Origin of the sequence: Rhodanobacter thiooxydans LCS2 (assembly GCF_000264375.1) — a bacterium.
GTDB lineage: Bacteria > Pseudomonadota > Gammaproteobacteria > Xanthomonadales > Rhodanobacteraceae > Rhodanobacter > Rhodanobacter thiooxydans.
On sequence record NZ_AJXW01000069.1, the window covers coordinates 1 to 26,648 of the forward strand.

22 protein-coding genes are annotated in these 26,648 nt (G+C 66.4%); 4 read left to right on the plus strand and 18 right to left on the minus strand.

What is annotated here, in order from left to right:
* Positions 1-112: 112 nt before the first annotated feature.
* The 9 genes from panE to UUA_RS13425 all read right to left on the minus strand — a co-directional run bounded on the left by panE (position 113) and on the right by UUA_RS13425 (position 12,353).
* Positions 113-1,033 carry a 2-dehydropantoate 2-reductase gene (gene panE, locus UUA_RS13385; RefSeq protein WP_008437764.1) on the minus strand — a complete coding sequence of 307 codons (921 nt, stop codon included), beginning with the start codon at positions 1,031-1,033 and terminating at the stop codon, positions 113-115.
* Between the two features lies 1 nt (position 1,034).
* Positions 1,035-1,949 carry an acyltransferase gene (locus UUA_RS13390; protein WP_008437766.1) on the minus strand — a complete coding sequence of 305 codons (915 nt, stop codon included), beginning with the start codon at positions 1,947-1,949 and terminating at the stop codon, positions 1,035-1,037.
* Positions 1,950-2,023: 74 nt separating this feature from the next.
* Positions 2,024-3,280, minus strand: a complete 1,257-nt coding sequence (locus UUA_RS13395) for a cysteine desulfurase (RefSeq protein WP_008437767.1) — start codon at positions 3,278-3,280, stop codon at positions 2,024-2,026.
* 124 nt (positions 3,281-3,404) lie between these two features.
* Complete coding sequence (gene sufD, locus UUA_RS13400) at positions 3,405-4,724, minus strand: Fe-S cluster assembly protein SufD (protein WP_008437769.1); 1,320 nt, start codon at positions 4,722-4,724, stop codon at positions 3,405-3,407.
* Complete coding sequence (sufC, locus tag UUA_RS13405; protein WP_008437771.1) at positions 4,721-5,473, minus strand: Fe-S cluster assembly ATPase SufC; 753 nt, start codon at positions 5,471-5,473, stop codon at positions 4,721-4,723. Before sufC ends, sufD begins: the two co-directional genes overlap by 4 nt.
* 117 nt (positions 5,474-5,590) lie before the next feature.
* Positions 5,591-7,057 carry a Fe-S cluster assembly protein SufB gene (gene sufB / locus UUA_RS13410; RefSeq protein WP_193385136.1) on the minus strand — a complete coding sequence of 489 codons (1,467 nt, stop codon included), beginning with the start codon at positions 7,055-7,057 and terminating at the stop codon, positions 5,591-5,593.
* Between the two features lie 8 nt (positions 7,058-7,065).
* Positions 7,066-7,554 carry an SUF system Fe-S cluster assembly regulator gene (locus UUA_RS13415; RefSeq protein WP_008437774.1) on the minus strand — a complete coding sequence of 163 codons (489 nt, stop codon included), beginning with the start codon at positions 7,552-7,554 and terminating at the stop codon, positions 7,066-7,068.
* Between the two features lie 91 nt (positions 7,555-7,645).
* Entirely contained in the window at positions 7,646-10,396 is a 2,751-nt protein-coding gene (locus UUA_RS13420) for a restriction endonuclease (RefSeq protein WP_008437779.1), read from the minus strand.
* Positions 10,380-12,353, minus strand: coding sequence for a site-specific DNA-methyltransferase (locus tag UUA_RS13425; protein WP_081491575.1), 1,974 nt, complete (start codon positions 12,351-12,353; stop codon positions 10,380-10,382). The genes UUA_RS13420 and UUA_RS13425 overlap by 17 nt, the downstream gene beginning before the upstream one ends.
* Positions 12,354-12,848: 495 nt before the next feature.
* Between UUA_RS13425 and UUA_RS13435 the strand changes: the two genes are divergently transcribed.
* The 3 genes from UUA_RS13435 to murU all read left to right on the plus strand — a co-directional run bounded on the left by UUA_RS13435 (position 12,849) and on the right by murU (position 15,071).
* Positions 12,849-13,256: a transcriptional regulator gene (locus tag UUA_RS13435; RefSeq protein ID WP_008437782.1), complete on the plus strand. Its 408-nt coding sequence runs from the start codon at positions 12,849-12,851 to the stop codon at positions 13,254-13,256.
* 88 nt (positions 13,257-13,344) lie between these two features.
* Positions 13,345-14,358, plus strand: coding sequence for an aminoglycoside phosphotransferase family protein (locus UUA_RS13440; protein ID WP_008437783.1), 1,014 nt, complete (start codon positions 13,345-13,347; stop codon positions 14,356-14,358).
* A complete protein-coding gene (gene murU, locus UUA_RS13445) occupies positions 14,355-15,071 on the plus strand; it encodes an N-acetylmuramate alpha-1-phosphate uridylyltransferase MurU (protein WP_008437784.1) in 717 nt (238 codons plus the stop codon). Before UUA_RS13440 ends, murU begins: the two co-directional genes overlap by 4 nt.
* 261 nt (positions 15,072-15,332) lie before the next feature.
* On the opposite strand, the gene secF is transcribed toward murU, so the two are convergent.
* From secF to UUA_RS13490, 9 genes are all read right to left on the minus strand, one after another.
* The gene (secF, locus tag UUA_RS13450) at positions 15,333-16,295 is read right to left on the minus strand and encodes a protein translocase subunit SecF (RefSeq protein WP_008437785.1); all 963 of its coding nucleotides are present in this window, start codon (positions 16,293-16,295) and stop codon (positions 15,333-15,335) included.
* Between the two features lie 13 nt (positions 16,296-16,308).
* The gene (gene secD, locus UUA_RS13455) at positions 16,309-18,192 is read right to left on the minus strand and encodes a protein translocase subunit SecD (protein ID WP_008437786.1); all 1,884 of its coding nucleotides are present in this window, start codon (positions 18,190-18,192) and stop codon (positions 16,309-16,311) included.
* Positions 18,193-18,291: 99 nt separating this feature from the next.
* Entirely contained in the window at positions 18,292-18,624 is a 333-nt protein-coding gene (gene yajC, locus UUA_RS13460) for a preprotein translocase subunit YajC (protein WP_008437787.1), read from the minus strand.
* Positions 18,625-18,783: 159 nt separating this feature from the next.
* The gene (tgt, locus tag UUA_RS13465; RefSeq protein WP_008437788.1) at positions 18,784-19,911 is read right to left on the minus strand and encodes a tRNA guanosine(34) transglycosylase Tgt; all 1,128 of its coding nucleotides are present in this window, start codon (positions 19,909-19,911) and stop codon (positions 18,784-18,786) included.
* Between the two features lie 159 nt (positions 19,912-20,070).
* Positions 20,071-21,102: a tRNA preQ1(34) S-adenosylmethionine ribosyltransferase-isomerase QueA gene (gene queA, locus UUA_RS13470; protein WP_008437789.1), complete on the minus strand. Its 1,032-nt coding sequence runs from the start codon at positions 21,100-21,102 to the stop codon at positions 20,071-20,073.
* A 64-nt stretch (positions 21,103-21,166) separates the two neighbouring features.
* The gene (locus tag UUA_RS13475; RefSeq protein WP_008437792.1) at positions 21,167-21,769 is read right to left on the minus strand and encodes a response regulator transcription factor; all 603 of its coding nucleotides are present in this window, start codon (positions 21,767-21,769) and stop codon (positions 21,167-21,169) included.
* Entirely contained in the window at positions 21,766-22,995 is a 1,230-nt protein-coding gene (locus UUA_RS13480; RefSeq protein ID WP_039954081.1) for a sensor histidine kinase, read from the minus strand. The genes UUA_RS13475 and UUA_RS13480 overlap by 4 nt, the downstream gene beginning before the upstream one ends.
* Before the next feature lie 42 nt (positions 22,996-23,037).
* A complete protein-coding gene (locus UUA_RS13485) occupies positions 23,038-23,829 on the minus strand; it encodes an ABC transporter permease (protein WP_039954082.1) in 792 nt (263 codons plus the stop codon).
* Between the two features lies 1 nt (position 23,830).
* A complete protein-coding gene (locus UUA_RS13490) occupies positions 23,831-24,754 on the minus strand; it encodes an ABC transporter ATP-binding protein (RefSeq protein ID WP_008437797.1) in 924 nt (307 codons plus the stop codon).
* Between the two features lie 331 nt (positions 24,755-25,085).
* On the opposite strand from UUA_RS13490, the gene UUA_RS13495 reads away from it, so the two are divergent.
* A complete protein-coding gene (locus UUA_RS13495) occupies positions 25,086-26,582 on the plus strand; it encodes an aminotransferase class III-fold pyridoxal phosphate-dependent enzyme (RefSeq protein ID WP_008437798.1) in 1,497 nt (498 codons plus the stop codon).
* Positions 26,583-26,648 lie beyond the last annotated feature (66 nt).

The window sequence follows — 26,648 nt, forward strand, 5'->3', positions numbered from 1 at the left end:
AGGGCGGGCACTGCCCGCCGGCCTTTAATACGATGACCGAGAGCGGCGGGCAATGCCCGCCCTACGGAACTCCAAAAGCATCGCCCGCCAGCGGGCTCCTACCGGGTGGCTATCAGGCCCTGCCCGCTTCGTAGACTTTCAGATGGGCATAGACAGTCGTCAGCAGCGAGCGTTCGTCGCGAGAGCGGTCGGCGCGGGCCAGCAGGTCGCCGACGATGTGGTCGGCTTCGATCGGGTGACCGTGCTGCAGGTCGCGCAGCATCGAGGCGGTCAGCGTGGAGCCGGCCTCGGTCAGCACGTGGCGGGCGCGCTGCAGGGTCTGCTCGCTGGGCGCATGGCCGGCGCGCCCGGCCACCGCGCAGCAATCCTCCAGCAGATCCAGCGCCGCGGCGGTGCCACCCGGCGCCGCCACGATCTCGCCCACCGAGCCGCGCATCAGGCAGGTGATGCCGGCCAGCGTGGCCAGGAAAATCCACTTGTCCCACATGTCCTGCAGCACCGTGCTGCTCGGGCGCGCGTCGAAGCCCGCGTCGGATAGGGCCTGCGTGATCCGCTGCATGCGCGCGGAGGCGCTGCCGTCGCGTTCGCCGAAGGTGAGGCTGTGCGAAGTATTGAGGTGGCGCACGCTGCCATCCTCATCGAGCGTGGCGGCGATCACGCACTGCCCGCCCAGCACGTGCCGGGCGCCGAAGCGCGCGTCCAGCAGATCCAGCTGGCGCATGCCGTTGAGCAGCGGCAGGATCGTGGTGTCCGGCCCCACCGCCGGCGCGATGTCGGCCATCGCCTGCTCCAGGCCGTACGCCTTGCAGCTCAGCAGGATCAGCTCGTAGGGCTCGCGCAGGCCGCTGGCCAGCACGGTCGGCGGCGACGGCAGCGCCGCGTCGCCGGTGGCGCTCCTGATCGACAGACCATGCCGCGCCAGCTGCGCCGCGCGCTTTTCGCGCACCAGGAACGTCACGTCGCGGCCGTGCTCCAGCAGGCGGCCGCCGAAGTAGCCGCCGGTGGCACCGGCGCCCACGATCAGAATACGCATCTCACTCTCCCGTCGGTGCGGCGTCCGCCGCCATCAGCATGCGCGCGATCCGCTCATCCTTCTCGCGCCACAGTCCATTCACCCACTGCTTGACGCGGCCGCGAAACGCGGCGTCGTCGTCGTAGCTGCCCACCAGGCCGGAGTCGATCGGCAGCTCGCGCACGTGCACGCGGATGTCGTGCACGCGGCCGGCGATCAGATCCATCATCGTGCGGCGACCTTCCGGATAGACGATGGTGACGTCGAGGACCGCATGCAGCGCGTCGCCCATCGCATCGAGCACGAACGCCAGACCGCCGGCCCTGGGCCGCAACAGGTGCCGGTACGGCGAGGACTGCGCATCGTGCTTGGCCGGCGTGAAGCGGGTGCCCTCGACGAAATTCATCACCGACACCGGCATGTGGCGAAACTTCGCGCACGCGCGGCGGGTGGCTTCGCGGTCCCTGCCCTGCAGTTCCGGATGCTTCAGCAGGGTTTCCCGCGAATAGCGCTTCATGAACGGGAAATCAAGCGCCCACCAGGCCGGACCCAGCAGCGGCACCCAGATCAGCTCCTGCTTGAGGAAGAAACGCAGGAACGGAACGCGCCGGTTGAACACCTTCTGCAGCACCGGGATGTCGACCCAGCTCTGGTGGTTGCACAGCACCAGGTAGTTGCCGTCGCGACGCAGGCCGGCCAGGCCCTCGACCTGCCAGCGGATGCGGGTGAACAAGCCGAACAGGAAGTTGTTGACCCCGATCCAGCTCTCCGCAATCGCCACCAGAGCGCGCGAGCAGGCTTGCCGCACGACGCGCGCCGGCACCACCAGCTTGGCCAGGGTCAGCGCGAACAGCGGCAGCACATGCAGCAGGATGTTGATGGCCAGCAGCAGCATGGCCAGCGGGATGCGGATCGGGCCGGGAAGCTTGGCGAGCATGGGGTCGGTCGTGGCGGATGGAAGGGAAGCATAATGCCCACCGCCACAGCAAGACCATGCAGTGCTGCGCCATTTCACAGCAGCAGCTTGCGCACCTTGAGCAGGGCCACGACGAACGCGTCGATCTCCTCGCGCGTGTTGTAGAACGCCAGCGAGACGCGCAGCGTGGCCGGCACGCCGTAAAACTGCATCAGCGGATGCGCACAGTGGTGGCCGGAGCGCACGGCCACACCCTGCAGGTCGAGCAGGGTGGCCAGATCGGTGGCCTGCGCGCCTTCCAGCAGGAACGAGATCACGGGTTCCTTCTCAGCCGCCTCGCCGATGATGCGCAGGCCCGGAACCTCGCGCAGGCGCTCGGTGGCGTAGTGCAACAACTGCTGCTCCCAGGCATGGATGGCCTCGAAGCCCACGGAGGCGTAATAGTCGATCGCCGCCGACAGCCCGACGAAGCCGGCGATGTTCGGCGTGCCGGCCTCGAACTTGTGCGGTGGCGCCGCGAAGGTGGTGCCGCTGAAGCGCACCTCGCGGATCATCTCGCCGCCGCCGAAGAACGGCGGCATCGCCTCCAGGTGTTCGCGTTTCGCCCACAACGCGCCGGTGCCGGTGGGGCCGAGCATCTTGTGCCCGGTGACCGCGTAGAAATCGCAGCCCAGCGCCTGCACGTCGACCGGCCGGTGCGGTGCCGCCTGCGAGCCATCGACCAGCAGCGGGATGCCGCGCTTCCTGCATTCGCGCGCGATCTCGCGCACCGGGTTCACCGTGCCCAGCACGTTGGAGACGTGGGTGACGCAGGCCAGCTTCACTTCCGGCGTCAGCAGCTCGACGTACTTTTCCACGATCAGCTCGCCGCGCTGGTCGATCGGCGCCGCCTTCACCGTGGCGCCGCTACGCGCCGCCACCAGCTGCCACGGCACGATGTTGGCGTGGTGCTCCATCACCGTAGTGAGGATGCTGTCGCCGGGCTTCAGCTGCGGCAGTGCGTAACTGTAGGCCACCAGGTTGATCGACTGGGTGGTACCGGTGGTGAGGATCACCTCGTTGCGCGACGGCGCATTGAGGAAGCGCGCCAGCCGGTCGCGCGCGCTTTCGTAGGCAGCCGTGGCCTCCTCGCCCAGCTGGTGCACCGCCCGCGCCACGTTCGCGTTGTGCTCGCGGTAATGGTTGTCCACTGCCTCGATCACCGACAGCGGCTTCTGGCTGGTGTTGGCGTTGTCGAAATACACCAGCGGCTTGTCGTGCACGCGTCGCGCCAGCAGCGGGAAATCCGCGCGGATGCGCTGGACGTCGAAGACGGTGGGCGTGCTGGCTTGTGATGAAGTCATCTTCGACATTTCCAAGGGTGGCCCTCCCCTGCTGGCAGGGGAGGGTTGGGGTGGGGTCCGCTCTTGATCTTCAAGTCAAAAGCCTTACCCCCTCCCAGCGTCCCCCTGCGCAGCAGGGGGAGGAGATAAGGCATCAGGCGGGCAATTGCGCGATCAGCAACGCCGACAGGTGCTCGCGCAGTGCCCCGCTCGGCAGGTCGTCCAGCACCGCGCGGCAGAACGCGGCAGTCAGCAGCGCGCGCGCCTCGGCCAGCGGGATGCCACGCGAGCGCAGGTAGAACAGCGAGCGCTCATCGAGCTGGCCCACGGTGGCGCCATGCGCGGCCTGCACCTCGTCGGCGTAGATCTCCAGCTCCGGCTTGGTGTCGATCTCGGCGCCCGGCGACAGCAGCAGGTTCTTGTTGTTGAGGTTGGCATCGCTGCCGTCGGCACCGGGCGCCACCACGATCGCGCCGCGGAACACGCCGCGCGCGCGGTCGCTGGCGACACCGCGCCAGGTGGAGGTGGAGGTGGTGTCCAGCGCCTGGTGACGAATCGCCAGCTGGGTATCGACGTGCTGGCGGCCGTGCGGCATGAACGCGCCGCGGGTATGCAGCTGCGCCCCGTCGCCGACCAGCTCGGCCTGCAGGTCGTGCCGCACCAGCGCGCCACCCAGCTCCAGCACATGCAGCTGCATCTGCGCACGCGCATGCAGGCGCAGGCCGCTGCGGCGGATCAGGTTGGTGGTGGTCGCGGCGTTCTGCAGCACGACGTGGTGCAGTTGCGCGCCTTCGTGCAGCACGAAATCGCCGACCAGGGTGACCAGCTGGGCCTGCTCGCCGCTGCCCACATGATGTTCGACCAGCTCCAGCGAGGCGCCTTCACCCAGCTCGACCAGGTTGCGCGCATGCCAGGCCAGCTCGGCGTCCGCAGCGGCGCCGACGAAGACCAGTTGCACCGGCGCGGCAATCCTGGCGTGCGCGGCAACCCTCAGCACCACGCCGTCGGTGGCGCTGGCGGCGTTGACCTGCACGAACGCATCGCCGCCCTCGCGGACATGCCCGACCAGGGCCGCCCGCGACAAGGCGAACCGCAGCGGCTCCGCGTCGTCGCGCAGGGCCTGTGACAGCGGCTGCAGCGAAAGCCCGTCGGGCAGTGCCGCGGCGGTCGACAGATCCGCCCGGAACACACCGTTGACGAACACCAGCCGCGGCCCATCCACGCCCGGCAGGGCGAACGCGGCCGCATCGACGTCGCGCGTGGCCGCCGCCGCGTCGCCAGCGGCAAAGCGGCGCTGGGCAAGCCCGCGTAGCGCGGTGTACTTCCATGCCTCGACCCGCGCACCGGGCAGGCCGCCAGCGGCGAACGCGGCGCGGTTCTCGCGGCGCGCCTCATCCAGCCAGGCGATGCCGCTGGCCGGTGGCGGCGCGTCCAGCAGCGAAGCGACCAGCGGCGTGGAGGCCGACGGGTTCATGCTGCCGCCCCCGTGCCGAGCCCGGCGTAGCCGTGTTCCTCCAGCTTCAGCGCCAGCGACTTGTCGCCGCTTTCGACGATGCGGCCGTTCGCCAGCACGTGCACGAAATCCGGCACCACGTAGTCGAGCAGGCGCTGGTAGTGGGTGATCATCAGGAACGCGCGATCGGGCGAGCGCAGCGCGTTGACGCCCTGCGCCACCTGCTTCAGCGCATCGATGTCCAGGCCCGAATCGGTCTCGTCGAGGATCGCCAGCTGCGGTTCCAGCACCGCCATCTGGAAGATCTCGTTGCGCTTTTTCTCGCCGCCGGAGAAGCCCTCGTTGACCGCGCGGTGCAGCAGCTCGTCAGAGATCTGCATCACCTTCAGCTTCTCGCGCACCAGCTTGAGGAACTGCATGGAATCGAGTTCCTTCTCGCCACGCGTCTTGCGCTGTGCATTCAGCGCCGCGCGCAGGAAGTAGGTGTTGTTGACGCCCGGAATCTCCACCGGATACTGCAACGCCAGGAACACGCCGGCCGCCGCACGCGCTTCCGGCGAAAGCTGCAGCAGGTCGATGCCGTTGTAGGTCACCGTGCCGGCGGTCACCTCGTAACCCTCGCGGCCGGACAGCACATTGCCCAGCGTCGACTTGCCGGCGCCGTTCGGCCCCATGATCGCGTGCACCTCGCCCGCGTTCACGCTGAGGCTGAGTCCCTTGAGGATTTCCTTGCCCTCGACGCGGGCATGCAGGTTTTCGATTTTGAGCATGGTTTTGAGCCGGGAATAGAGAATGGGGAATAGGGAATAGGAAAATGCGGGTGTCGCGGCGGTCTGGAATGGAGCGGGAACGGGGCTTTTACTATTCCCGATTCCCTACTCCCTGCCTTATCCCACCGCGCCTTCCAGCGACACCTCAAGCAGCTTCTTCGCCTCCACTGCGAACTCCATCGGCAGTTCGCGGAAGACCTGCTTGCAGAAGCCGTCGACGATCATCGACACGGCGTCTTCCTCGCCGATGCCACGACTGCGGCAGTAGAACATCTGCTCGTCGGAGATCTTCGAGGTGGTCGCCTCGTGCTCGACGATCGCGGTGGGGTTCTTCACTTCCATGTACGGGAAGGTGTGCGCGCCGCACTGCTTGCCGATCAGCAGGCTGTCGCACTGGGTGTAGTTGCGCGCGCGCTCGGCGCCCTTCTCCATCTTCACCAGGCCGCGGTAGCTGTTGGAACTCTTGCCGGCGCTGATGCCCTTGGAGACGATCTTCGACTTGGTGTCCTTGCCGAGGTGGATCATCTTGGTGCCGGTGTCGGCCTGCTGGAAATGGTGGGTCAGCGCCACCGAGTAGAACTCGCCCACCGAGCGGTCGCCGCGCAGCACCACGGAAGGGTATTTCCAGGTGATCGCCGAGCCGGTTTCCACCTGGGTCCAGCAGATCTTCGAGTCGTCGCCGCGGCAGTCGCCGCGCTTGGTCACGAAGTTGTAGATGCCGCCCACGCCGTTCTCGTCGCCGGGGTACCAGTTCTGCACAGTGGAGTACTTGATCTGCGCGCCTTCCAGCGCCACCAGCTCGACCACCGCCGCATGCAGCTGGTTCTCGTCGCGCTTGGGCGCGGTGCAGCCTTCGAGGTAGGAGACATGGGCGCCTTCCTCGGCCACGATCAGGGTGCGCTCGAACTGGCCGGTGTTCTGCGCGTTGATGCGGAAGTAGGTGGAAAGCTCCATCGGGCAGCGCACGCCCCTGGGGATGAATACGAAACTGCCGTCGGAGAACACCGCCGAGTTCAGCGCGGCGAAGAAGTTGTCGCCGGTCGGCACCACGCTGCCCAGGTACTTCTGCACGATTTCCGGGTACTCGCGGATCGCCTCGCTCATCGAGCAGAACAGCACGCCGGCGTCAGCCAATTGCTTGCGGAAGGTGGTGCCGACCGAGACCGAGTCGAACACCGCATCCACCGCCACGCCGGCCAGCGCGGCGCGCTCGTGCAGCGGCACACCGAGCTTCTCGTAGGTTTCCAGCAGCGCCGGGTCGACCTCGTCCAGCGACTTGGGCTGCTTCTTGGGCGCGGCGTAATAGCTGATCGCCTGGTAGTCGATCGGGTCGATGTTGAGTTTGGCCCAGTCCGGCTTGGGCATGGTCAGCCAATGCCGGTAGGCTTCGAGCCGCCACTCGGTCATCCACTCCGGTTCGCGCTTGACCGCGGACAGCGCGCGGATGGTGCCTTCGTCCAGGCCCGGCGGCAGGCCGGTCATCTCGATCTGGGTGACGAAGCCGGCGCTGTAGCTGCGGCCAAGCACCTCGGCTACCTGTGCGTTGTCACGCAATACAGCGGCAGTGCTGCTCTGATTGTTCATGATTTCGTTCATTCGGTGGTGACCCGGCGGGCTTTCGTCGGCATGGCGATCTCGCCAAGCGGCACGGCGGCGATCCGGCGCGGCGGCCGTGGCGGCTGCGGCTTGAGCATGTCGGCCAGGCTGACCGCACGCAGCGCGTTGTCCAGCACGTTGTTGACCAGCTGCCAGCTGCCGCGCACGCCGCATTGTGACTCGCGTTCGCACTGGCCTTCGGCCACGCTGCATTCGGTCATGCCGATCGGCCCTTCGATCGCCTCGACGATCTCGGCCAGCGAAATCCCGCTGGCCGGCCGGGCCAGCCGGTAGCCGCCGTTGACGCCGCGGAACGACTCGACCAGCGCGGCATGGCCGAGCGCCTTCAGCAGCTTGCTCACGGTGGGCAGTTCCAGCCGCGTCTCGTCGGCGATCTGCACCGCGCTGAGCACCTCGGCCGGGTGCGCGGCGATGCAGGTCATCACCACGGTGGCGTAATCGGTGAGTCGGCTGACGCGGAGCATGCGGGGCGCTCGGGCTGGCAGGGTTGAATCGGGACTAAAATGGTACTGATTCGACGCCGCGCGGTCAATGCACCCGCCGTCGCCGGTCCAGCTATCCGTTTGTTACGCGGATCCCGGCATTGGTCATGGTGTGGGTAAAGTCCACCACCCCGCACGGTGCTACCGCAAAGTGTCGGGTCGCAAACCGGATGCGCATGGCCTCGTCCCACTCCAGGTCGTCAAGGTTGAGCGTGTCCTTGGTTTCGCGCACCAGGTAAAGGCGTTCCACACCGTCGCACTCGTACACGATGGCCCAGTCCGGCGAATACTCGCCCACTGGCGTTTTCACGCGGAAGCGGCGCGGTAGCTTGGTGAAAAGCTTGACCATGCCTCGATCGTTTTCCAGCAGCTCGGCAAAGGATTTTTCCACCAGGCTGTCGTAGTCCACGTAGTCGTACAGGTTGACGCCGTCGATCGGCGCCTCCGCCACACCTGACGCAGGTGCTGGTCGTCCCGGCACGGCCAGCGGTTTGTTTTTGGTCTCGCTGTCCAGGAACACCACGTTGGCATCCCACCAGCGGGCTTCGTCCACGGGGACATACTCGATGTTTTCAACCATCTGTTCGATGACTGCGGTGCGGATCACGTGGGCGACGATGCGTGCCCAATACCCCGAATCGTGGATAGCGCCGGCCCAGTAACGCGCCGGAATGGCCGACAAGATCGCCACCACGGTCGGCCGGGTCAGCTGCAGGGGAAACTTGCCGTGCAGGAGCTGGTCTTCGACCAGCTGAACCACGTTCGGCAGCTGCTGTCCGACCAGAACCACGCGCTCACCGGAAGTTTCGGCAATGGTTTCGTCGGTGGTGACAACCCTGCCGCGGTCGTCGTACACCAGGTCGGCGCTCTGGACCACGTTGGCTCGGCGCTGGATGTTTCGCAAACCATCCAGATGCTCATGTCCGGCCACGGCAGCAGCCAACGCGGCTTCGTCCACGCGCTCGATGCGATATACCGCACGGTAACGGATACGCCGCCACAACGCTTCGAACTCGGGGCTCTGGAACTTTTCCGGCCGCAGGCGGATGGTGACGCTGTGGTCTTCGTTTTCCACGTCCGGCCGCTCACCCGCACCGCCGTATTCGGCGTTGAGGCCGTCGCGGAACTCGCTGAAGCTCTCGTCCACCACCAGGGTCAGGCGATTGATCGCTTCGTCCTGCACGCGGTTGCCGTCCTGGTTCACCGGCAGACGCAAGCCGCGCCCGATTTGCTGCCGTCGCTCGGTGTCGGACCGGGTGTGCCGCAGGAACCCGATCTGGAATACGTTCGGGTTGTCCCAGCCTTCCCGCAGCGCCGAGTGCGAGAAGATGAAGGCGCGCGGGTTGGCGAGATCCAGCAGCTTTTCCTTGTTGGCGATGATCTCGTCGTAGGCCCGCACCTCGAACGCTTCCTCATTGGCCTTGCCGCTGGTGTCCTTGCAAACCCCTATCTTTGTTGACGGGAAGTAGTGGACACGCAATGTCGCCGGATCGGGCATGTCTTCGGCCAGCCGGCCAGACCGCACCCACTCCTCGCGAAACAGCGCATCGAACATCACCGGCAAGGTCGCCGTGTCGCTGATGTAGTCGGCGACACGCTCCACGAAAAACAGCGACAGCACTTTCAGGTCCAGATCACGCCGTTCCACGTCCGCCTGCTTTTGCAGGTGTGCACGGATGGTGTGGCGTACCTGATCGCGCCAGACCGAGAGGCTGTCCACGCCCATGGTCTGGCCGATGGCAAGTGTCACGCCGTTCTCGAACCTCAATTCCGACCGAGTCATGCTTTCGATGACGTAGCCCTGGTATTGGGCCAGCCCACCGCTTTCGTCCTGCAAGTCGGCCCCTGGCACCAACACCAACATCTGGCGATCGCCGCCGGCCACGTCAACAACCAGCTCGGCCAGCCAGCGCGTTGTACCACGCTGGGTCCTAGGCTGGATTCTCTTGAGGTGGAGGTATGGCTGGCCACTGGCACCCGCCACCACGCCCTTCACGCTCACGCGCTTCACCAGTCCCAGTTCTGCAGCGCGCTTGGCGGACAGGCGATGAACGAGGTTGTACAGATCACGGTGCGTGGCGCTGTAGCGCAGGGCCACCAGCGGATTGAGGGTGGCGATGGTCTTCCGGCGCTTGGGCGTGGCCATGTTCTGCGGCTCGTCGATCAGCAGCACCGGTCGCAGCTGGGCCAGTTGGGCGATCCCGGTGGCGCCTCCGTTCCAGAGGTTGGCCTGTTCCGGCGAGGCGTACAGGGTATTCGTCGCCGGCTTGTCCAGCGAGCTGATGCCGGCCACCAGGAACTGCACGCTGGATGACGGGTCGGCGAAATCCGGCACTGCCTGGCTGTCGCCCAGTACGTGCCACTGGTAATCCAGATGGGGGTATTTGGCCCGGAAGTGCTCACGGGTCTGTTCGAAGGTCTTCACCACACCGGCCCGGATAGCCACGGTGTGAACCAGGATCACGAACTTCCGCAAGCCATAGGCCTCGGCCAGGCGCAACGCGGTGGCGATGTAGGCGTAGGTCTTGCCGGTACCCGTTTCCATCTCCACCGAGAAGTTGGGGAAGTCCCGGGGCTGTTCCAGCAGATCGGTTTCTTCCATCAGGATCAGGGTGTCCTGCGCCTCGACGGCTTGCCGGGTAGTCACGGCCAGCAGATTCCGGGCCAGCACCCCGCGATCAAGCTGGAACCCGGCATGGCCGGCTGCGCCGGGGGCCTGGCCGACCACTCCCTGAGAAGGCACCAAGGCACCGCCCTCGAACAGATCCACGACGGATTCGATCGCCTGGGCCTGATGCGGCTGATCGTCAAATCGAAACTTCATGTGTCATCCGTTCCAGCATGATGAGCTTCGAGCGCAGGCGCGGGGCCAGCGTCAAGGTCAGAGCGTCATCGACCCGGTCTCCGCGCAAGACCAGGGTGTCGTCGCCGGTCTCGCGCAGCTCCACCGCCGCAGCAGTTACCGAGGTGAAGCGATCCAGACAGACCAGCAGGCGTTCGCCAGCGGAGTTCCGGAAGGTGTACACCGTCGCCCCGTCGGCCTCGGTACGGGTCAGCGTTTCGTCCAGTCGGGTGGAGCTGGCCTTGAGGGCCACTTCCCACGCCAGTGCGTCAGGACTCGCACCGTCCTTCACCGGAGGCTGCCCGGCCTGGGTCAACATCAGGGTGTACTGGGCACTTTCGCCCTGCCCGGCCCGGGCCACGACCGGCGCCTCCACCGCCAGTCCGGTTTCCCGGGCACGGAACACGCGAAAACCCAGTCCGCCGCCGATCGCCTCCGCCGCCCGTCGCAGCCGCTCGGCGGTGATCTCGAAGATGGTGTCGTAGCCCTCGGCCACGGCGTTCCTGCCGGTTTCGGTGGTTTCGTCCGGCTTTTCCGGACGCTGTACCAATACCCAGTGCCGGGTTTTGCCGTCGCGCGGATTTTGTTCCCAAACAGCCTGCCCCGTGGATCCGGAGCCTGCGAAGAAATCCAGTATCAGATCATCATCGTCGGTGATGGCGTGGAACAGGCGCGCCAACACGTCCGCGCCCTTGGGGTCGTCGAAGACCTTGGCACCCATGAGTTTTTTCAACGCACCTGAGGCTGCGCGTCGATCACGGTAGAAAACGGATGCGGGAGCCCATTCTTCGTGTTCCCTCAAATAGCGCTTAACTTGGATGCGTTTGTCCTTGGAGTCGGGGTAGAGAAGCCTGCCGTCCTTGTCGAGTTCCTTCATCTTGGCAAGTTCGTAACGCCAGCCATTCTTCGGTACCGAATAGCCCTTCCAATCAAAGACGAGATTCGGACGCGGGTTCGGACTGGAAATATCCCCTGGAAAGAAGGCTCCCCGCTTGTCCATTACGCAATAATGAGCGTGCGACTTTGACGGATCCTCATCCGGCAATGACTTGTACCAGCTCTTGAGCTCTTCAGTCGCGGCGCTGTAATCCTCTCCGTACTTTTCAAAAAGCTCATCCACCTTGACGTAAATTGGCCCGAGGCCATCCTTTTTTTCACGCCAGCGAATGTCATTTTCCGCGAGATACGACTTGTTGCGAGCATAGACGAGGATGTAGTCCTGCCCGCCTCCCATAAGTTTCGCATCTCCCTTGCGTGCGCCACGCCACGTCATCATGTCCACGAAGTTCTCCGCTCCGAATACTGCATCCAGCAGCAGCCGCAGGTGGTGGACTTCGTTGTTGTCGATGCTGGCCAGGAACACGCCATCTTTGCGCAGCAGGTGGCGTGCCACCGTCAGGCGGGGGAACATCATGGTCAGCCACGGCGCGTGTTTCCTGCCCTTGGTTTCCTTCCGGCTGGTGGTCGCGCCCTGATCGTCCACCTGGCCAGTGGCGCGCAGGTACTCGGCCTCGGGAACCGAGAAGTCGTCGTTGTAGGTGAAGGTGTCGCCGGTGTTGTACGGCGGGTCGATGTAGATCAACTTGAAGGCGCCGGCGTAGCCGTTTTTCAGCAGTTTGAGCACTTGCAGGTTGTCGCCCTCGATCAAAACGTCCCGGGCATCTTCCCAATGCACTGACGCCCGTACATCCGGAACCAGCGTGGCTGTGGTCGGTGCGCGAGCGTCCCGCCTCGCCTGCTCCATGCCCGGCCAGGAAAAAGCAAAAGCCGGCTCCCTTTCCTCGCCCGGACCAAGTGCGTCGAGCAAGGCTGTGCGGTCAAGTTCGCCATCGAGGAAAGCTGCGGGCAGGAGCTCCCGCAATTGCTTCAGCAGTTCCGTGTGTCCATTCGGTGTCTCGGAGGACAGGCGGCGGCCCTCGCCCAGGATGCTCTTGCTCATCGCGCAACCACCCCGCACCAGAGTGGTTCAGCAACGCAGGGGGCTTTGGTTTTGTACGCGCGTCGCCACACTTTGACCCTGTGCTGCAGCCTGGTCTGGAAGCAGGCCATCGGATAGCCGCGGCCATCCATCCTCACCGCGGAGGACATCTGAACCGCCCCACTCTCCCCACTCTCCCCAGTCCTCTCCTTCCCTGAAACACCGGAAGTGCAGCCGGCCAAGTTTCGCGGAGCCTCCTGCCTCGCAGCTGCATTCCCGACATCGTCCATGCCCGCATGGTTCTTTCGTGCCATGCGATATCGCCCCTCCCTGCTCCCCAAGATCCCCTCCGTCTGCTGGCGCCCGTAGGCGGCTATCTCAGGCAACTGTTCGAGCAAGGACTTGGACATGGCGGTGATCGTCTGGAATCCAATCGCCAAATGTAAGTGATTCTTTCATATATTTGAAAGCATTAATTTCATTCGCTCGTACGGCCCCGGCCTATGGTCGTGGCCCATGAAGACCGAACAGTCCGCCTTCGCCAAGCGTCTGGTTGCCGCCCTCGAAGCGGCCGGCATCGAGGCAAGCTCGACCGTGCTAGAAAAGCTGGTGCCGCAACATGGCGGAGAAGCCGTAACCTCCCAGGCGGTTTCGGGCTGGCTCAATGGCAAACACATTCCGAAGCAGGCCAACCTGCAGGCACTGGCCCGTATCGCGGGTATCCCGCCATACGAATTGCAGTTCGGCACATCCACCCACAAGGGCGTACGTGAGGCGAACTCTGCATGGCCGGACCACGTCCGTGGCCACGATCGCCTCGCCTTCGAGGCGTTCCTGACACTCTCCGACATGCAGCGCAAAGTGGTCCGCGAGTTGATTGCGCTGCTGGCAACCTCCGCACACAAGCGTTCCGGCTCGCGGTAGCAGGCCTCGTTCACGCCATGCGACTGGTGGCTCGCATAGCTACCATCACGCCGTTAAGCTGCAGGGCATTCCTAGCCCTCACCACACTATGTCGCCCGCTGCCCAAGACCGCGCCGCCGCCCGCCTCGACTGGACCCGCCACGTGCTGGACGACGCCACACTGGCACTGGAACTCGCTTCCGCCGACGCCAGCTTCCGCAGCTACTGGCGCACCACGCACGGCGGGCAAAGCTGGATCGTGATGGATTCGCCGCCGGAGCACGAAGACCCACGGCCATGGCTGGCGATCGGCGCGCGGCTGGCCGCCGCCGGGCTGCACGTGCCGGCGGTGCGGGCACAGGACCTGCAGTGGGGCTTCCTGCTGATCGAGGATCTCGGCTCGCGGCTGTACCTGGACGAGCTGAACGACACCAGCGCGGACCAGCTCTACGGTGACGCGATGGACGCGCTGCTGACGATGCAGACCCGCGTGGCCAGCGACGACCTGCCGCCGTTCGACCACGCCGTGCTGGTGAGCGGGCTAGAAGTGATGCCCGAATGGTTTCTGCAGCGCCACCTCGGCCACGCGCCTGACTGCGGGGAATGGGACGTGCTGGAAGCCGCTTTCGGCGTGATCGTGCGCAACGCGCTGGCGCAGCCGCGCCGCTTCGTGCACCGCGATTTCCACAGCCGCAACCTGCTGGTGGTCGACGAGAACAACCCGGGGATCATCGACTTCCAGGGTGCGCTGCACGGCCCGATCACCTACGACCTCGCCTCGCTGCTGCGCGACGCCTACATCGCGTGGCCGCGCGCGCGCGTCGATGGCTGGGTGGAATCCTACCGGCGGCGCCTGCTGGGTGCCGGCGTGATCGACGCCAGCGTGGATGCCGCGCGCTTCCTGCGCTGGTTCGACCTCACCGGCCTGCACCGCCATGTGCGCGTGCTGGGCCAGTTTTACCGGCTGTGGTACCGCGACGGCAAGCCAGGCTATCTCAAGGATGTGCCGCAGGTGTACCGCTACGTGATCGAGGTGGCGGGCCGTTACCCCGAGCTGGCCGAGTTCGCCGCGTTGCTGGAGCGGCATGCGGCCGGCCGCGACCTCACGCAGGTGGCCGCATGAGGCATGCGCTGATCTTCGCCGCTGGCCTCGGCGAGCGCATGCGCCCGTTGACCGAGCACACGCCCAAGCCGCTGCTTCGCGTGGGCGGCAAGCCGCTGATCGCATGGCACCTGGAAAAACTCGCCGCGGCCGGCGTGTATTACGTGGTGATCAACACCTCGCATCTGGCCGAACAGTTCCCTGCCACGCTGGGCGACGGCTCGCGCTGGGGCCTGCGCATCCGCTACGCCTACGAAGGCCCCACGCCGCTGGAAACCGGCGGCGGCATGCTCAATGCACTGCCGCTGCTGGGGCCGGAGCCGTTCCTGGTGGTCAGCGGCGACGTGTGGTGCGACGCGGATTTCGCCGCCCTGCCCGCCGAGCCGCGGGGCCTCGTGCATCTGCTGATGACCGACAATCCCGCGCATCACCCTCACGGCGATTTCCGGCTGGACGCCGCAAGCCAATTGCACGACGACGGCGAACCCCGACTTACCTACAGCGGCATCGGCGTGTTTCGCCACGAGCTGCTGGACAGCTGGCGCGAAGCCGTCGGCACTGCGCCGGGCATCGACGCGGAGCCGCCGCGCTTCAAGCTGCGGCCGCTGCTGGAGGCGGCGATGGCGCATGGAAAGATGGACGGTTCGCATCACCATGGCGCGTGGACCGACGTGGGAACCCCTCAGCGTCTTGCCGAACTGGAAACCTGGCTGTCATCCTCACGGCCCCCGTAGGGGCCCGCTGGCGGACGATGTTTTCGGCCTTTCGAGTATCGTGAAATTACCGAAAAAGCATCGCCCGCCAGCGGGCTCCTACCGGTGCGGCATGGCATCTTGCGCGTGCAAAAAGAAAACGGCCCGGTACAAACCGGGCCGTTTCGTTTCGCGGGGCTACCCCTCTGCCCCCGGATCAAGTCCGGGGCACGTTCTTCGGGCATCTCCCCTGCAAGCAGGGGAGAAAATATTGGAATCGCCCGCCTGGCGGACGATGGTTGCTCAGGGGCGCCGCGCCAGTTCCGGGTTTTCCTTGGTGACCGGCATCAGGTCCTTCTTCGACACGCCCAGCCACAGCAGGATCGGGCTGGCCACGAAGATCGAGGACAGCGTGCCGACCACGATGCCGATCAGCATGGTGACGGCGAAGCCGTGCACCGCGGTGCCGCCGTAGAAGTACAGCGCGCCCATGGTGATGCCGGTGAACAGCGAGGTGATGATGGTGCGCGACAGCGTGTTGTTGATCGAGCGGTTGAGGATTTCCTCCGGCTCGGCCTTGCGCGCCAGCCGGAACAGCTCGCGGATGCGGTCGAACACCACCACCTTGTCGTTGATCGAGTAGCCGATCACCGCCAGCACCGAGGCCAGCACGGTCATGTCGAACTCGCGCTGCACCAGCGCCAGGATACCCAGCGTCACCAGCGTGTCGTGCACCTCGGTGATCACTGCGGCAATCGCGAAGCGGCGCTCGAAGCGGATCCACAGGTAGAACATGATGCCGAGGATCACGAACACCGCAGCCACCGTGCCGTCGCTGCGCAATTCCTGGCCCACCTGGGCGCTGACGAAGTCGCGGCTCTTCAGCTTCGCGTCCGGGCGGGCCACCTGCAGCACCTTGATTACGTCGGCGGCGATGCGGTCGAGGTTGAACTTGCCGCTGGCGTCGACGGCGCCGGGGTCGTCCTTCGGCTGCAGCCGGATCGACACCTCACGGGTGCCGCCCATGCTCTGCACCATCGCGTTGTCGATGCCGCCCTTCTCCAGCGCACTGCGCACCTCGGAAATCTCCACCGACTGGCCGTAGTCGACGATCATCGAGACGCCGCCGGTGAAGTCCAGGCCGTAGTTGAGGCCCTTGAACGTGAGCAGCCCGATCGAGGCAACCATCAGGAAGATGGCGATGGCAATGCTGTACTTGCGCATGCCAAGGAAGTTGATGTTGCTGTCGTGATTGAAAATTTCCATGATTTTTCCGCCCTTACACCGAAAGCGTCTTGAGCTTGCGGTGGCCGTGGATCGCCGCGGTAAACGCGTGGGTCAGCGTGACCGAGGTGAACAGCGAGGTCAGGATGCCGATCATCAGCGTCACGCCGAAGCCCTTGATCGCGCCGGTACCCATCGTGGTCAGCGCCAGCGCGGCGATCAGATGGGTGACGTTGGCGTCCAGAATGGTTGACCACGCCTTCTCGTAACCGGCGCGGATCGCGGCATGCGGGCTGGAGCCGTTGCGCAGTTCCTCGCGTATGCGTTCGCAGATCAGCACGTTCGCGTCGATCGCCATGCCCAGGGTCAACACGATACCGGCCACGCCCGGCATGGTCAGGGTGACGCCGATCAGTGACATCACCGCCACCAGGATCACCAGGTTGAAGAACAGCGCGATGTCCGCGACCAGGCCGAATAGCTTGTAGTAGATCGCTGCCGCCAGCAGCACCAGCGCCAGGCCCAGCATCACCGCCTTGAAGCCCTTGTCGATGTTGTCCTGGCCCAGGCTGGCGCCGATCACACTTTCCTCGACGATGTCCATCGGCGCGGCCAGCGCACCGCCCTTGAGCAGCAGGGCCAGTTCGGAGGCTTCCTTCGCACTGCTCAGGCCGGTGGTCTGGAACTGCTTGCTGAAGGGGCTCTGGATGGTGGCGTCGTTGATCACCGTCTCGGTGACCTTGGGCACGCGCACTTCCTTGCCGTCGACCACCTTGGTCTCGTAGACCTGCTCGACGTACAGCACCGCCATCGGCTTGCCGACGTTGGCGTTGGTGAAGTCGCCCATCTTCTTGGCGCCCGCCGCGTTCAGGGTCACGTCGACCTTCGGTGTGCCGCTCTGCTGGTCGATGCCCGACGAGGCATCCACCAGCTGATTGCCGGTCACGATGATCTGCTTGCTCACCAGTACCGGCCGGTTGTCGCCGCGCATGTAGTACAGGTTGGCGTCCGGCGGGATGTTGCCGGTGCGCGCCGCTTCCACCGCGCGCGCGTCGCCGGGCTGGCCGATGCCGGGGCGGTACTGCAGCGTGGCGACCGCGCCGATCAGCTTCTTCGCCTCGGCCGGGTCCTGCACGCCGGCCAGCTCGACCACGATGCGGCTGTCGCCCTGCTGCTGGATCAACGGCTCGGACACACCCAGCGCATTGATGCGGTTGCGCAGCGTGCCCAGGTTCTGGGTGATCGCGCCGCGCGACAGCTCGCGCAGTTTCTCCGACTTGATCACCACGTTCAGCACGAAGCGGTCGCCGGTGCTGGCGCCATCGACCACGTTGAGGTCGGTGTATTCGTTGGCGATCGCGTCGGACGCGGTCTTGCGATCGTCGGCCGAACGCAGGATCACCGCGATGCCCTGGCCGCCAGCCGCGTTGCGGGTGACCGACTCGTAGCGGATGTTCTTCTGCCGCAACAGGCTGCGGATGTCGTCCGCATAGCTGTTTTCCTGCTTCTCGATCGCATCCTTCTGGTCGACCTGCATCAGGAAGTGCACGCCGCCCTGCAGGTCCAGGCCCAGCGGCATCGCGCGGGCGCCGATCGCGCCCAGCCAGCCCGGCACGTTGGATTGCAGCTTGAATGCCACGGTGTATCCGTCGCCCAGCGCCGCCTTGATTTCGTCCAGGCCGCTCTTCTGCACGTCGGAGTTGGCGAAGGTGGCCAGCAGGTGGTCGCCTTCCACGAACACCTCGGTGACCGCGATCTTTTTCGCCGCCAGCGCCGCCTGCACCTTCTGCTGCACCGCCTGGTTGATCGGCGGCGCGTCGCGGTTGGCCGTGACCTGCACGGCCGGCACTGGAGGGAATGCATTCGGCAACGCGTAGATGATGCCGAACAGCATCACCAGCGCAACCAGCGCGTATTTCCAGCGGGGAAAATCACTCATGATCTGGTCCTTTGCGAGCGTCCGTGATCGCGAACGTCAGGAAGCGGCCATCCATGGCCGCACTATTCGAAAAAGCGTCGCCCCTGGACATCCCGGGTTTCAGACGGACTTCAGCGAGCCCTTGGGCAGCACCTGCTGGACCGCGCCCTTCTGCACCTTGACCTTCACGTTGGCCGCGATCTCGACCGTGATGAAGGTCTCGCCCACCTCGTCCACGCGCCCGGCGATGCCACCATTGGTAACCACCTCGTCGCCCTTGGCCAGCCCGGCGATCAGCGCGCGATGCTCCTTCTGCCGCTTCATCTGCGGGCGGATCATCATGAAATACATCAGACCGAACAGCACCACCATCATGATGATCAAGGACATGCCGCCACCCTGCGGCTGCGGCGCCGCGGCTTGGGCGATCACCGGGGAGATCGGAAAACTCATGGATTGGTCTCGCAAGTTATGGCGCCATCGAGGTTTTCGACAGAACGCCTGATAAAAGATTCCCGATTATGCCATGCACCCCCCACGCGTGCACGGCAGCGCTGCCGCCGGCCACGACCCCGCCGGAAACCGCCAGCTGGCGCCCCTGGAGCAGCCCTCCTACGAAACCGCGGCGCCCTGGCGGCGGGCGTAGAACTCCGCCACGAACGATTCCAGCGTGCGGCCGGCGATCGCCGCACGCAGACCGGCCATCAGTCGCTGGTAGTAGCGCAGGTTGTGCATGGTGGCGAGCTGGCTGCCGAGGATCTCGTTGCAGCGGTCGAGGTGGCGCAGATAGGCGCGGCTGAAGCCGTGGCTGCAACTGTAGCAGTCGCAGCCCTCCTCGATCACGCCGGTGTCGGTGGCGTACTTCGCGTTGCGGATGCGCAGCGTGCCCTCGGTGGTGAACAGGAAACCGTTGCGCGCGTTGCGCGTCGGCATCACGCAGTCGAACATGTCGATGCCGCGGCGCACTGCCTCCACGATGTCTTCCGGCCGCCCCACGCCCATCAGGTAGCGCGGCTTGTCGGCCGGCAGCAGCGGCACGGTGAAATCCAGCGAGTGATTGCGCTCGGCCTCCGGCTCGCCCACCGCCAGGCCACCCACCGCGTAGCCGTCGAAACCGAGCTTCACCAGCCCTTCCGCGGAGCGTCGGCGCAGGGTTTCATAGACGCTGCCCTGCACGATGCCGAACAGCGAATTCGGATTCTTCAAATCGTCGAACGCGCGGCGCGAGCGCTCGGCCCAGCGCAAGCTGAGCTCCATCGAATCGGCCGCCACCTTCTCCGTCGCCGGGTACGGCGTGCACTCGTCGAAGATCATCGCGATGTCCGAATCCAGCGTCTTCTGGATCTGCATCGACACTTCCGGCGACAGGAACACCTTCGAGCCATCCACCGGCGAAGCGAAGGTCACGCCTTCCTCGGTGATCCGGCGCTTGTGCGCCAGCGAAAACACCTGAAAACCACCCGAGTCGGTGAGGATGGGCTTGTCCCAGCCGATGAAGCGATGCAGGCCGCCGAACGGCTCGATGACCTCCAGCCCCGGCCGCAGGAACAGGTGAAAGGTGTTGCCCAGGATGATCTCGGCGCCGATGTCGGTGACGTCGCGCGGGGTCATCGCCTTCACCGAGCCGTAGGTGCCCACCGGCATGAACGCCGGCGTCTCCACCGTGCCGCGGACAAACGTGAGGCGGCCGCGGCGGGCGGCGCCGTCGGTGGCATGGAGGTCGAAGCGGAGGGAAGTCATCCGGCCATTATCGCGGGTTTGGTCCCGCCACGCCCATCGTCGCATCGTGGGTATGTCCCACCGCGCATGCGCAGGTGTGGGTCGCTACGGAACCTCGAAATACCACGGTCATTCCAGCGAAAGCGGGAATGACGGCAACATGGCTGTCGTTCGAGATCCTCAGGCGCCGTGCGGCAGGATCAGCATGGCGTCGCCGTAGGAGAAGAAGCGGTAGCGCTGCTCGACCGCATGGCGGTACGCACCGAGCATGAATTCGCGCCCGGCCAGGGCGGACACCAGCATCAGCAGGGTTGACTGCGGCAGGTGGAAGTTGGTGATCAGGCCGTCGATGCTGCTGAAGCGGTAGCCGGGGAAGATGAAGATCTGCGTCTCGCCGGCGAACGGGTGCAGCTCGCCGTCCCTGCTGGCGCTTTCCAGCGCGCGCACCACGGTGGTGCCCACCGCGATCACTCGCCCGCCGTTCGCGCGCGCGCGGCGGATCTGCCCGATCAGGTGCGCGCCGACGTTGAGCCACTCGCGGTGCATGTGGTGGTCCTTGATGTCGTCCACGCGCACCGGCTGAAAGGTGCCGGCGCCCACATGCAGCGTGATGTAGCCAAAGTCGACGCCGCGCTCGCGCAGCCGGTCCAGGATCGGCTGATCGAAATGCAGCCCTGCGGTGGGCGCGGCGACCGCGCCGGGCTCGCGTGCGAACACGGTCTGGTAGCGCTCCATGTCACTGGCGTCGGCGTGCCGCGCGATGTACGGCGGCAATGGCATCTCGCCGAGCTTCTGCAGCAGCTTCTCCAGCGGTTCCGGCGCCTCGAAGCGCAGCCGGAAGAAACTCTCGTCGCGGCCCAGCACCAGCGCATGGCTGCCGTCGGCCAGCTCGATCCGCGCGCCTTCCTTCGGCTTCTTGCTGACCCCCAACTGCACCACCGCCTCGTGCGCGCCAGTGACCCGCTCGATCAGGATCTCCACCGCGCCGCCGGTGTCCTTGCGTCCGTACAGCCGCGCCGGCAGCACACGGGTATCGTTGAACACCAGCAGGTCACCCGGCCGCAGGAATTCGGGCAACTCGCGGAACATGCGGTCCTGCTGCGACTGCGCCGGCACATCCAGCAGCAGCATCCGGCTGGCCGAGCGCTCCGGCAACGGCGCCTGCGCGATCAGCTCGGGCGGCAGCTCAAAATCGAAATCGGACTTCTTCAAGGGGCACAGCCAGCATCGGGAAACGGGGCATTATCCCGCAGCGGACCGATTCCCGCGCAAGCGCCTACAGCCAGCCTTTCTGCCGCGCCAGCCGATACGCCTCGATGCGATTGGCGACACCGAGTTTGCCGATCGCCTCGGACAGGTAGTTGCGCACGGTGCCATGCGACAGGTTCAACTGCGCGGCGATGTCGCCGGCGGACTGGCCTTCGCCGGCCAGGCGCAACACCTGGCGCTCGCGGTCGTTGAGCGGATCGGCCTCGGACCACGCCTCCAGCGCCAGCTGCGGGTCGATCGCGCGGCCGCCGCGATGCACGGTACGCAAGGCCTCGGCGAGATTCTCGGCCGGGGCATCCTTCAGCAGATAGCCGGACACGCCGGCATCTAGCGCGCGGCGCAGGAAGCCCGGGCGCGCAAAGGTGGTGACGATGACCACCTTCATCGGCAATTCGTGCCGCTGGATGCGCTGGGCCAGCTCCAGCCCGGTGAGACCGGGCATCTCGATGTCGGTGACCAGCACGTCCGGCTGCAGCCGTTGCAGCTCGCGCCACGCGGCTTCGCCGTCGGCAGCGGAACCGAGCACATCGATGTCGCTTTCCAGGTTCAGCAGCGCGGACAGCGCGCCGCGCACCATCGCCTGGTCCTCGGCCAGCAGTACCCGGATCATGCGACGGGCCGATCAGGAACCGGGCGCACGAGCGCGCCGGTGGTGGGCGGCTCAGGCGCCGGGCGTGACGACGCGACCAAGCGCACCACCGGCAACGGCACCACCACCCGCAGGCGCCATCCCTGACCGCGCGGCGACTCGAACGCCAGCGTGCCGCCGAGCGCGCGCACGCGCTCGCGCATGCCGCTCAGGCCGTTGCCGTCATTCTCGATGCCGCCGCGGCCGTTGTCGCTGATCTGCAGGCGGACGCTGCCCCGCTCGCGCGTCAGCTCGACCCGCGCCCGGCTGGCATCGGCGTGGCGCGCGATGTTGGTCGCCGCCTCGCGCAATACCAGCGACAGGCCGCGCTCGACGTCGCCCGGCAGGTCGCTGGGCAGTTCGCCGTAATCCAGATGCACCCGCGAGGATTCCAGCAGCAGCCGCGCCGAAGCCAGCTCGGCGGCGAGGTCGGTGGCGCGGATGCCGGTGACGGCGCAGCGCACTTCGGCCAGGGCGTGGCGCGCGACCTTCTCCGCCTCCTCGACCTCGCGCCGGGCGGCCTCGACGTCGCGGTCGAACAGCTTGCGCGACAACTCCAGCTTCAGCGTGATCAGCGACAGCGTATGCCCGAGCAGATCGTGCAGGTCGCGTCCGATCCGCTCGCGCTCGGCCGTGGCGGCAAGCCGGCGCACCTCGTCGTGGGAAAGGCTGAGCGCCGCGTCCTTCTCGTGGTAGATCTGCTCGACCGTGACAATGGTGCAGATGACGAACACCGTGACCGGCATGATCACCAGCAGCGCCTGCGGGTAGCCGATCCACCACGCCAGCGCCACGTAGATTGCGTTGAGCAGCACCACCTGGATCACGTAGCTGCGGAAGTGCCGCAGACTGCAATGGCTCAGCATCACGCAGGCGTACACGAAGTAGCTGAGTCCGCTGGGATACCAGCGCAGCAGGCCGAAGCACAGCGCCGCCATGCCCCACGCATAAAGATAGGCGGTCCGCCGCGAAGCCAGCCGCAACTTGACGAACAGCAGCAGGAAGACCGGATACGAACCCAGCGTGCACAGCAGCCAAGTCTGGGTGTAACCGTGCAGGCCACGATCGAACAGCGGCGTGATGAAGATCCACAGCGACCACAGCAGGTGCACGCCGTCGGCCCATGGCGACTTGCCCCGGCGCAGGTCATCGGCCACCGCGGAATCGGGTGCCGGCACGAACCATCGGGCGGCGAAAGCGGGAATCATGGCGTGGTCGGTCGCTGGGGGCCTGGTCTGCGGCATGCTACTTCAACCGTGCCGGCGCAGGCGCCTGGCGGCCAGCAGCGCGAACCCCGCGGCAACGCCGGCCAGCACCAGCACATGGACCAGCAAGGGTCCACGGTTCATGCCCACTGCCGCCAGCGCCAGCCTGTCCAGGTGGTAGCTCGGCCACACCGGCGCGATCCGCTGCAGGAACGCCGGCAATATCGGCAGCGGCATCCACAGGCCGGACAGGAACGACATCGGCAGGTAGATCAGCTGCAGCATGCCGGGCGCGCCCTGACCCTTGATCAGGGTGCCGACGAACATGCCCAGCGCGCAAAACGGCAGCACGCCGAGCATGCCGGTGAGCAGCAAGGCGCCGGCCTGCAGCGGGGCCAGCGTCACGTGGCCGAGCGACCAGGCCAACGCCATCAGCAGCAGGATGACCATGCCAGCGGCCGCCATCGCCATCAGCATCTTGCCCAGCAGGTAGGCGCCGGGCGGCATCGGCAAGGCGCGCTTGAAGGTCAGCAGGCCGCCGTCGCGCTCCAGCGCCAGCGACACGCCGAAACCGAACAGGCCCGGACTCATCACGCCGAACACGCCGTAGCTGGCCAGCAGGTAGCGCGCCGCGTCGGCGCCGTTCGACTTCACCATCAGCACGCCGAACAGCAGGTAGAACATGGTGGGGAACAGCATGATCGGCAGCATGAAGCCCGGCGCGCGCAGGTAGCGCAGGCATTCGCTGCGCGCTTCTTCGAGATAGGCGCCGACCAGGCGGCGGCGCGGCATGCTGACAGCAGGCGCTGATGTGGCGACGGAAATGGCGGTTTGCATGTCAGGCAGCCTCGCGCTGATCAGTGTCCGCGGCCTCGACGGCATCGCGGGTGAGTTCGGTGAACGCCTCGGCCAGGCCAGCGCGCTGCACTTCCAGTTCGCCGAGGGCGGGGTCGGCGTCGAGCAAGCGGCGCACCACCGCCTCGGCCTGCGCGGTCGCGATGCGCAGGTGACCGTCCTCGCGCGTGGCGGAGGCCACATTCGGCCAGCCCGCAACCGCTTCCGTATCGAGCTCGCTCACGCAGCGGATGCGGGTGAGCGCCACGCGCTTGCGCAAGTCGTCCACGCTGCCTGCGCTGAGCACGCAGCCCCGACCGAGCACCACCACGCGCTGCGCCAGCGCCTCGGCTTCCTCCAGGTAATGCGTGGTGAGCACCACGGCGCAGCCTTCGGCAACCAGCGCGCGCATGGCCGTCCACAGCTTCTGCCGTGCGTCGATGTCCATGCCCACGGTGGGTTCGTCGAGGAACAGCAGCTCGGGCCGCCCGCACAGCGCCAGCGCGAACTGCACGCGCCGCTGCTGGCCGCCGGAAAGCCTGCCATAGGGCCGCAGCAGCAGATCGGCGATGCCGGCCAGCGCGGCGGTTTCGTCGCAGCCGCGCGGGTTCGGGTAATAGCTCATGGTCAGGCGCAGCAGCTCGCCCACGCGCAGCGTGGGCGGCAGATTGGCCGACTGCAGCATCACGCCGATGCGCCGGCGCGCCTCGATGCGCTGCGGGTCGAGCCCGAACAGTTCGGCGCGACCCGTGTCCGGGCGAATCAACCCCAGCAGCAGGCTGATGCTGGTGCTCTTGCCGGCGCCGTTGGGACCGAGCAGGGCGAGCAGTTCGCCGCGCCGCACGGCGAGGTCCACGCCATCCAGCGCGGTGAGTGGGCCGTAGCGCTTCACGGCGGCGTCAAGGCGGGCAACGGTGGTGTCGTTCATGCGGGTGTCTCCTCCTGCCGCACAGCCTGGGCGGTGCGTCGCGTCGGCCCCAGTCGTCGCCGTCAACCATCGTGGGTGACAGGCGTCATCCACACGGCTAATTCCGCCCCAAGCGCCTGATCGGGCGAGGCAAAGCGCAGCGGCCATGGATCAGCCTGTCAGGCTCAGGGGGTACCGGGCAGGCCATGCCGCGGGTTATCCTCAAGGTTCGTGGATGCGCGCCCACCCGCCAAACCGGGCCGCGCGCCGCGGGAGCCGGGCTCCCCCACGCACTACACGTTGGCCTGCTTCGCGCTGGGTGCGAGGCGCCGGCGGATCTGAGGAGATAGCCATGGGTGTGATCAACCAGCTGCGCGAACTGCGTGAATTCGGCGGCAAGCCGCGGACCGTCGGCCTGGACGACGCCACTATCGAGCGCTTGGCGGCAAACGATCCCCTGCTGGGCCAGGCGGTCGCCGAGGCGGTGGCGCGCCACCGAGAGCTGCGTACCGAGCTGTCGGATTTCCTCAGGCTCGACGAAGCCGAACAGCTCGCCCGGGCTCAGGCCGGTTTCGTCAACTTCTACCCGGACGATGCGATCAACCCGTACCTGCCGGCGGCCGCGCGCGGCCCGTGGATCGTCACCCTGAAGGGCGCCGTGGTGCACGACAACGGCGGCTACGGCATGCTCGGCTTCGGCCACAACGACCCGGCCATCCTGGCCGCGCTGGCCCGCCCGCAGGTGATGGCGAACGTGATGTCGCCCAGCGTGGCGCAACTGCGCTTCACCGCGGCGCTGGACAAGGAACTGGGCCGCAGCCGCGGCGGCAGTCCGTACAAGCACTACCTGTGCCTGAACTCCGGCTCCGAATCGGTCTCGCTGGCTTGCCGCATCGCCGACGTCAACGCCAAGGCGATGACCGACACCGGCGCCCGCTACGCCGGCCGCACGATCAAGCGGCTGGCGGTGAAGGGCGCGTTCCACGGCCGCACCGAAGCGCCGGCGCTGTACTCCGACTCCAGCCGCAAGACCTATCAGCAGAACCTCGCCAGCTACCGCCACGAGGACACCCTGATCACCGTGGCACCCTACGACGTGGCGCAGCTGGAAGCCGCGTTTGCCGACGCCGACAAACACGGCTGGTTCATCGAGGCGATGTTCCTGGAACCGGTGATGGGCGAAGGCGACCCCGGCCGTGCGGTGACGCCGGAGTTCTACAAGGCTGCCCGCACGCTGACCGAATCGCACAGCACCCTGCTGCTGGTCGACTCGATCCAGGCCGGCCTGCGCGCGCACGGCGTGCTGTCGTTCGTGGACTACCCCGGCTTCGAGGGCCTGCCGCCGCCGGACATGGAAACCTTCTCCAAGGCGCTGAACGCCGGCCAGTACCCGCTGTCCGTGCTGGCCGTCGGCGACCGCGCCGCCGGGCTGTACCGCAAGGGCATCTACGGCAACACCATGACCGCCAACCCGCGCGCGCTGGACGTGGCCCTGGCCACACTGGGCGAGCTCAGCGACGGCGTGCGCAGCAACATCCGCGAGCGCGGCAAGGAGTTCGTCGACAAGCTCAACGCGTTGAAGAACGAGCTGGGTGGCCTGATCACCAAGGTGCAGGGCACCGGCCTGCTGTTCTCCTGCGAGCTGGCCGCGGACTACAAATGCTACGGCGCCGGTTCCACCGAGGAATACATGCGCGAGCACGGCGTCGGCGTGATCCACGGCGGCGCCAACTCGCTGCGCTTCACTCCGCACTTCAACGTCACCAGCGCCGAGGTCGACCTGATCGTGTCGCATGTACGCCGGGCGCTGCTGGAAGGCCCACGCAAGGCCAAGGCCGAGGCGGCCTGAACCGAACCCGCTGCGGCGACACTTGACGCGTCGCCGCAGCTGAATACTTCGTGCATGTCAGGTTCC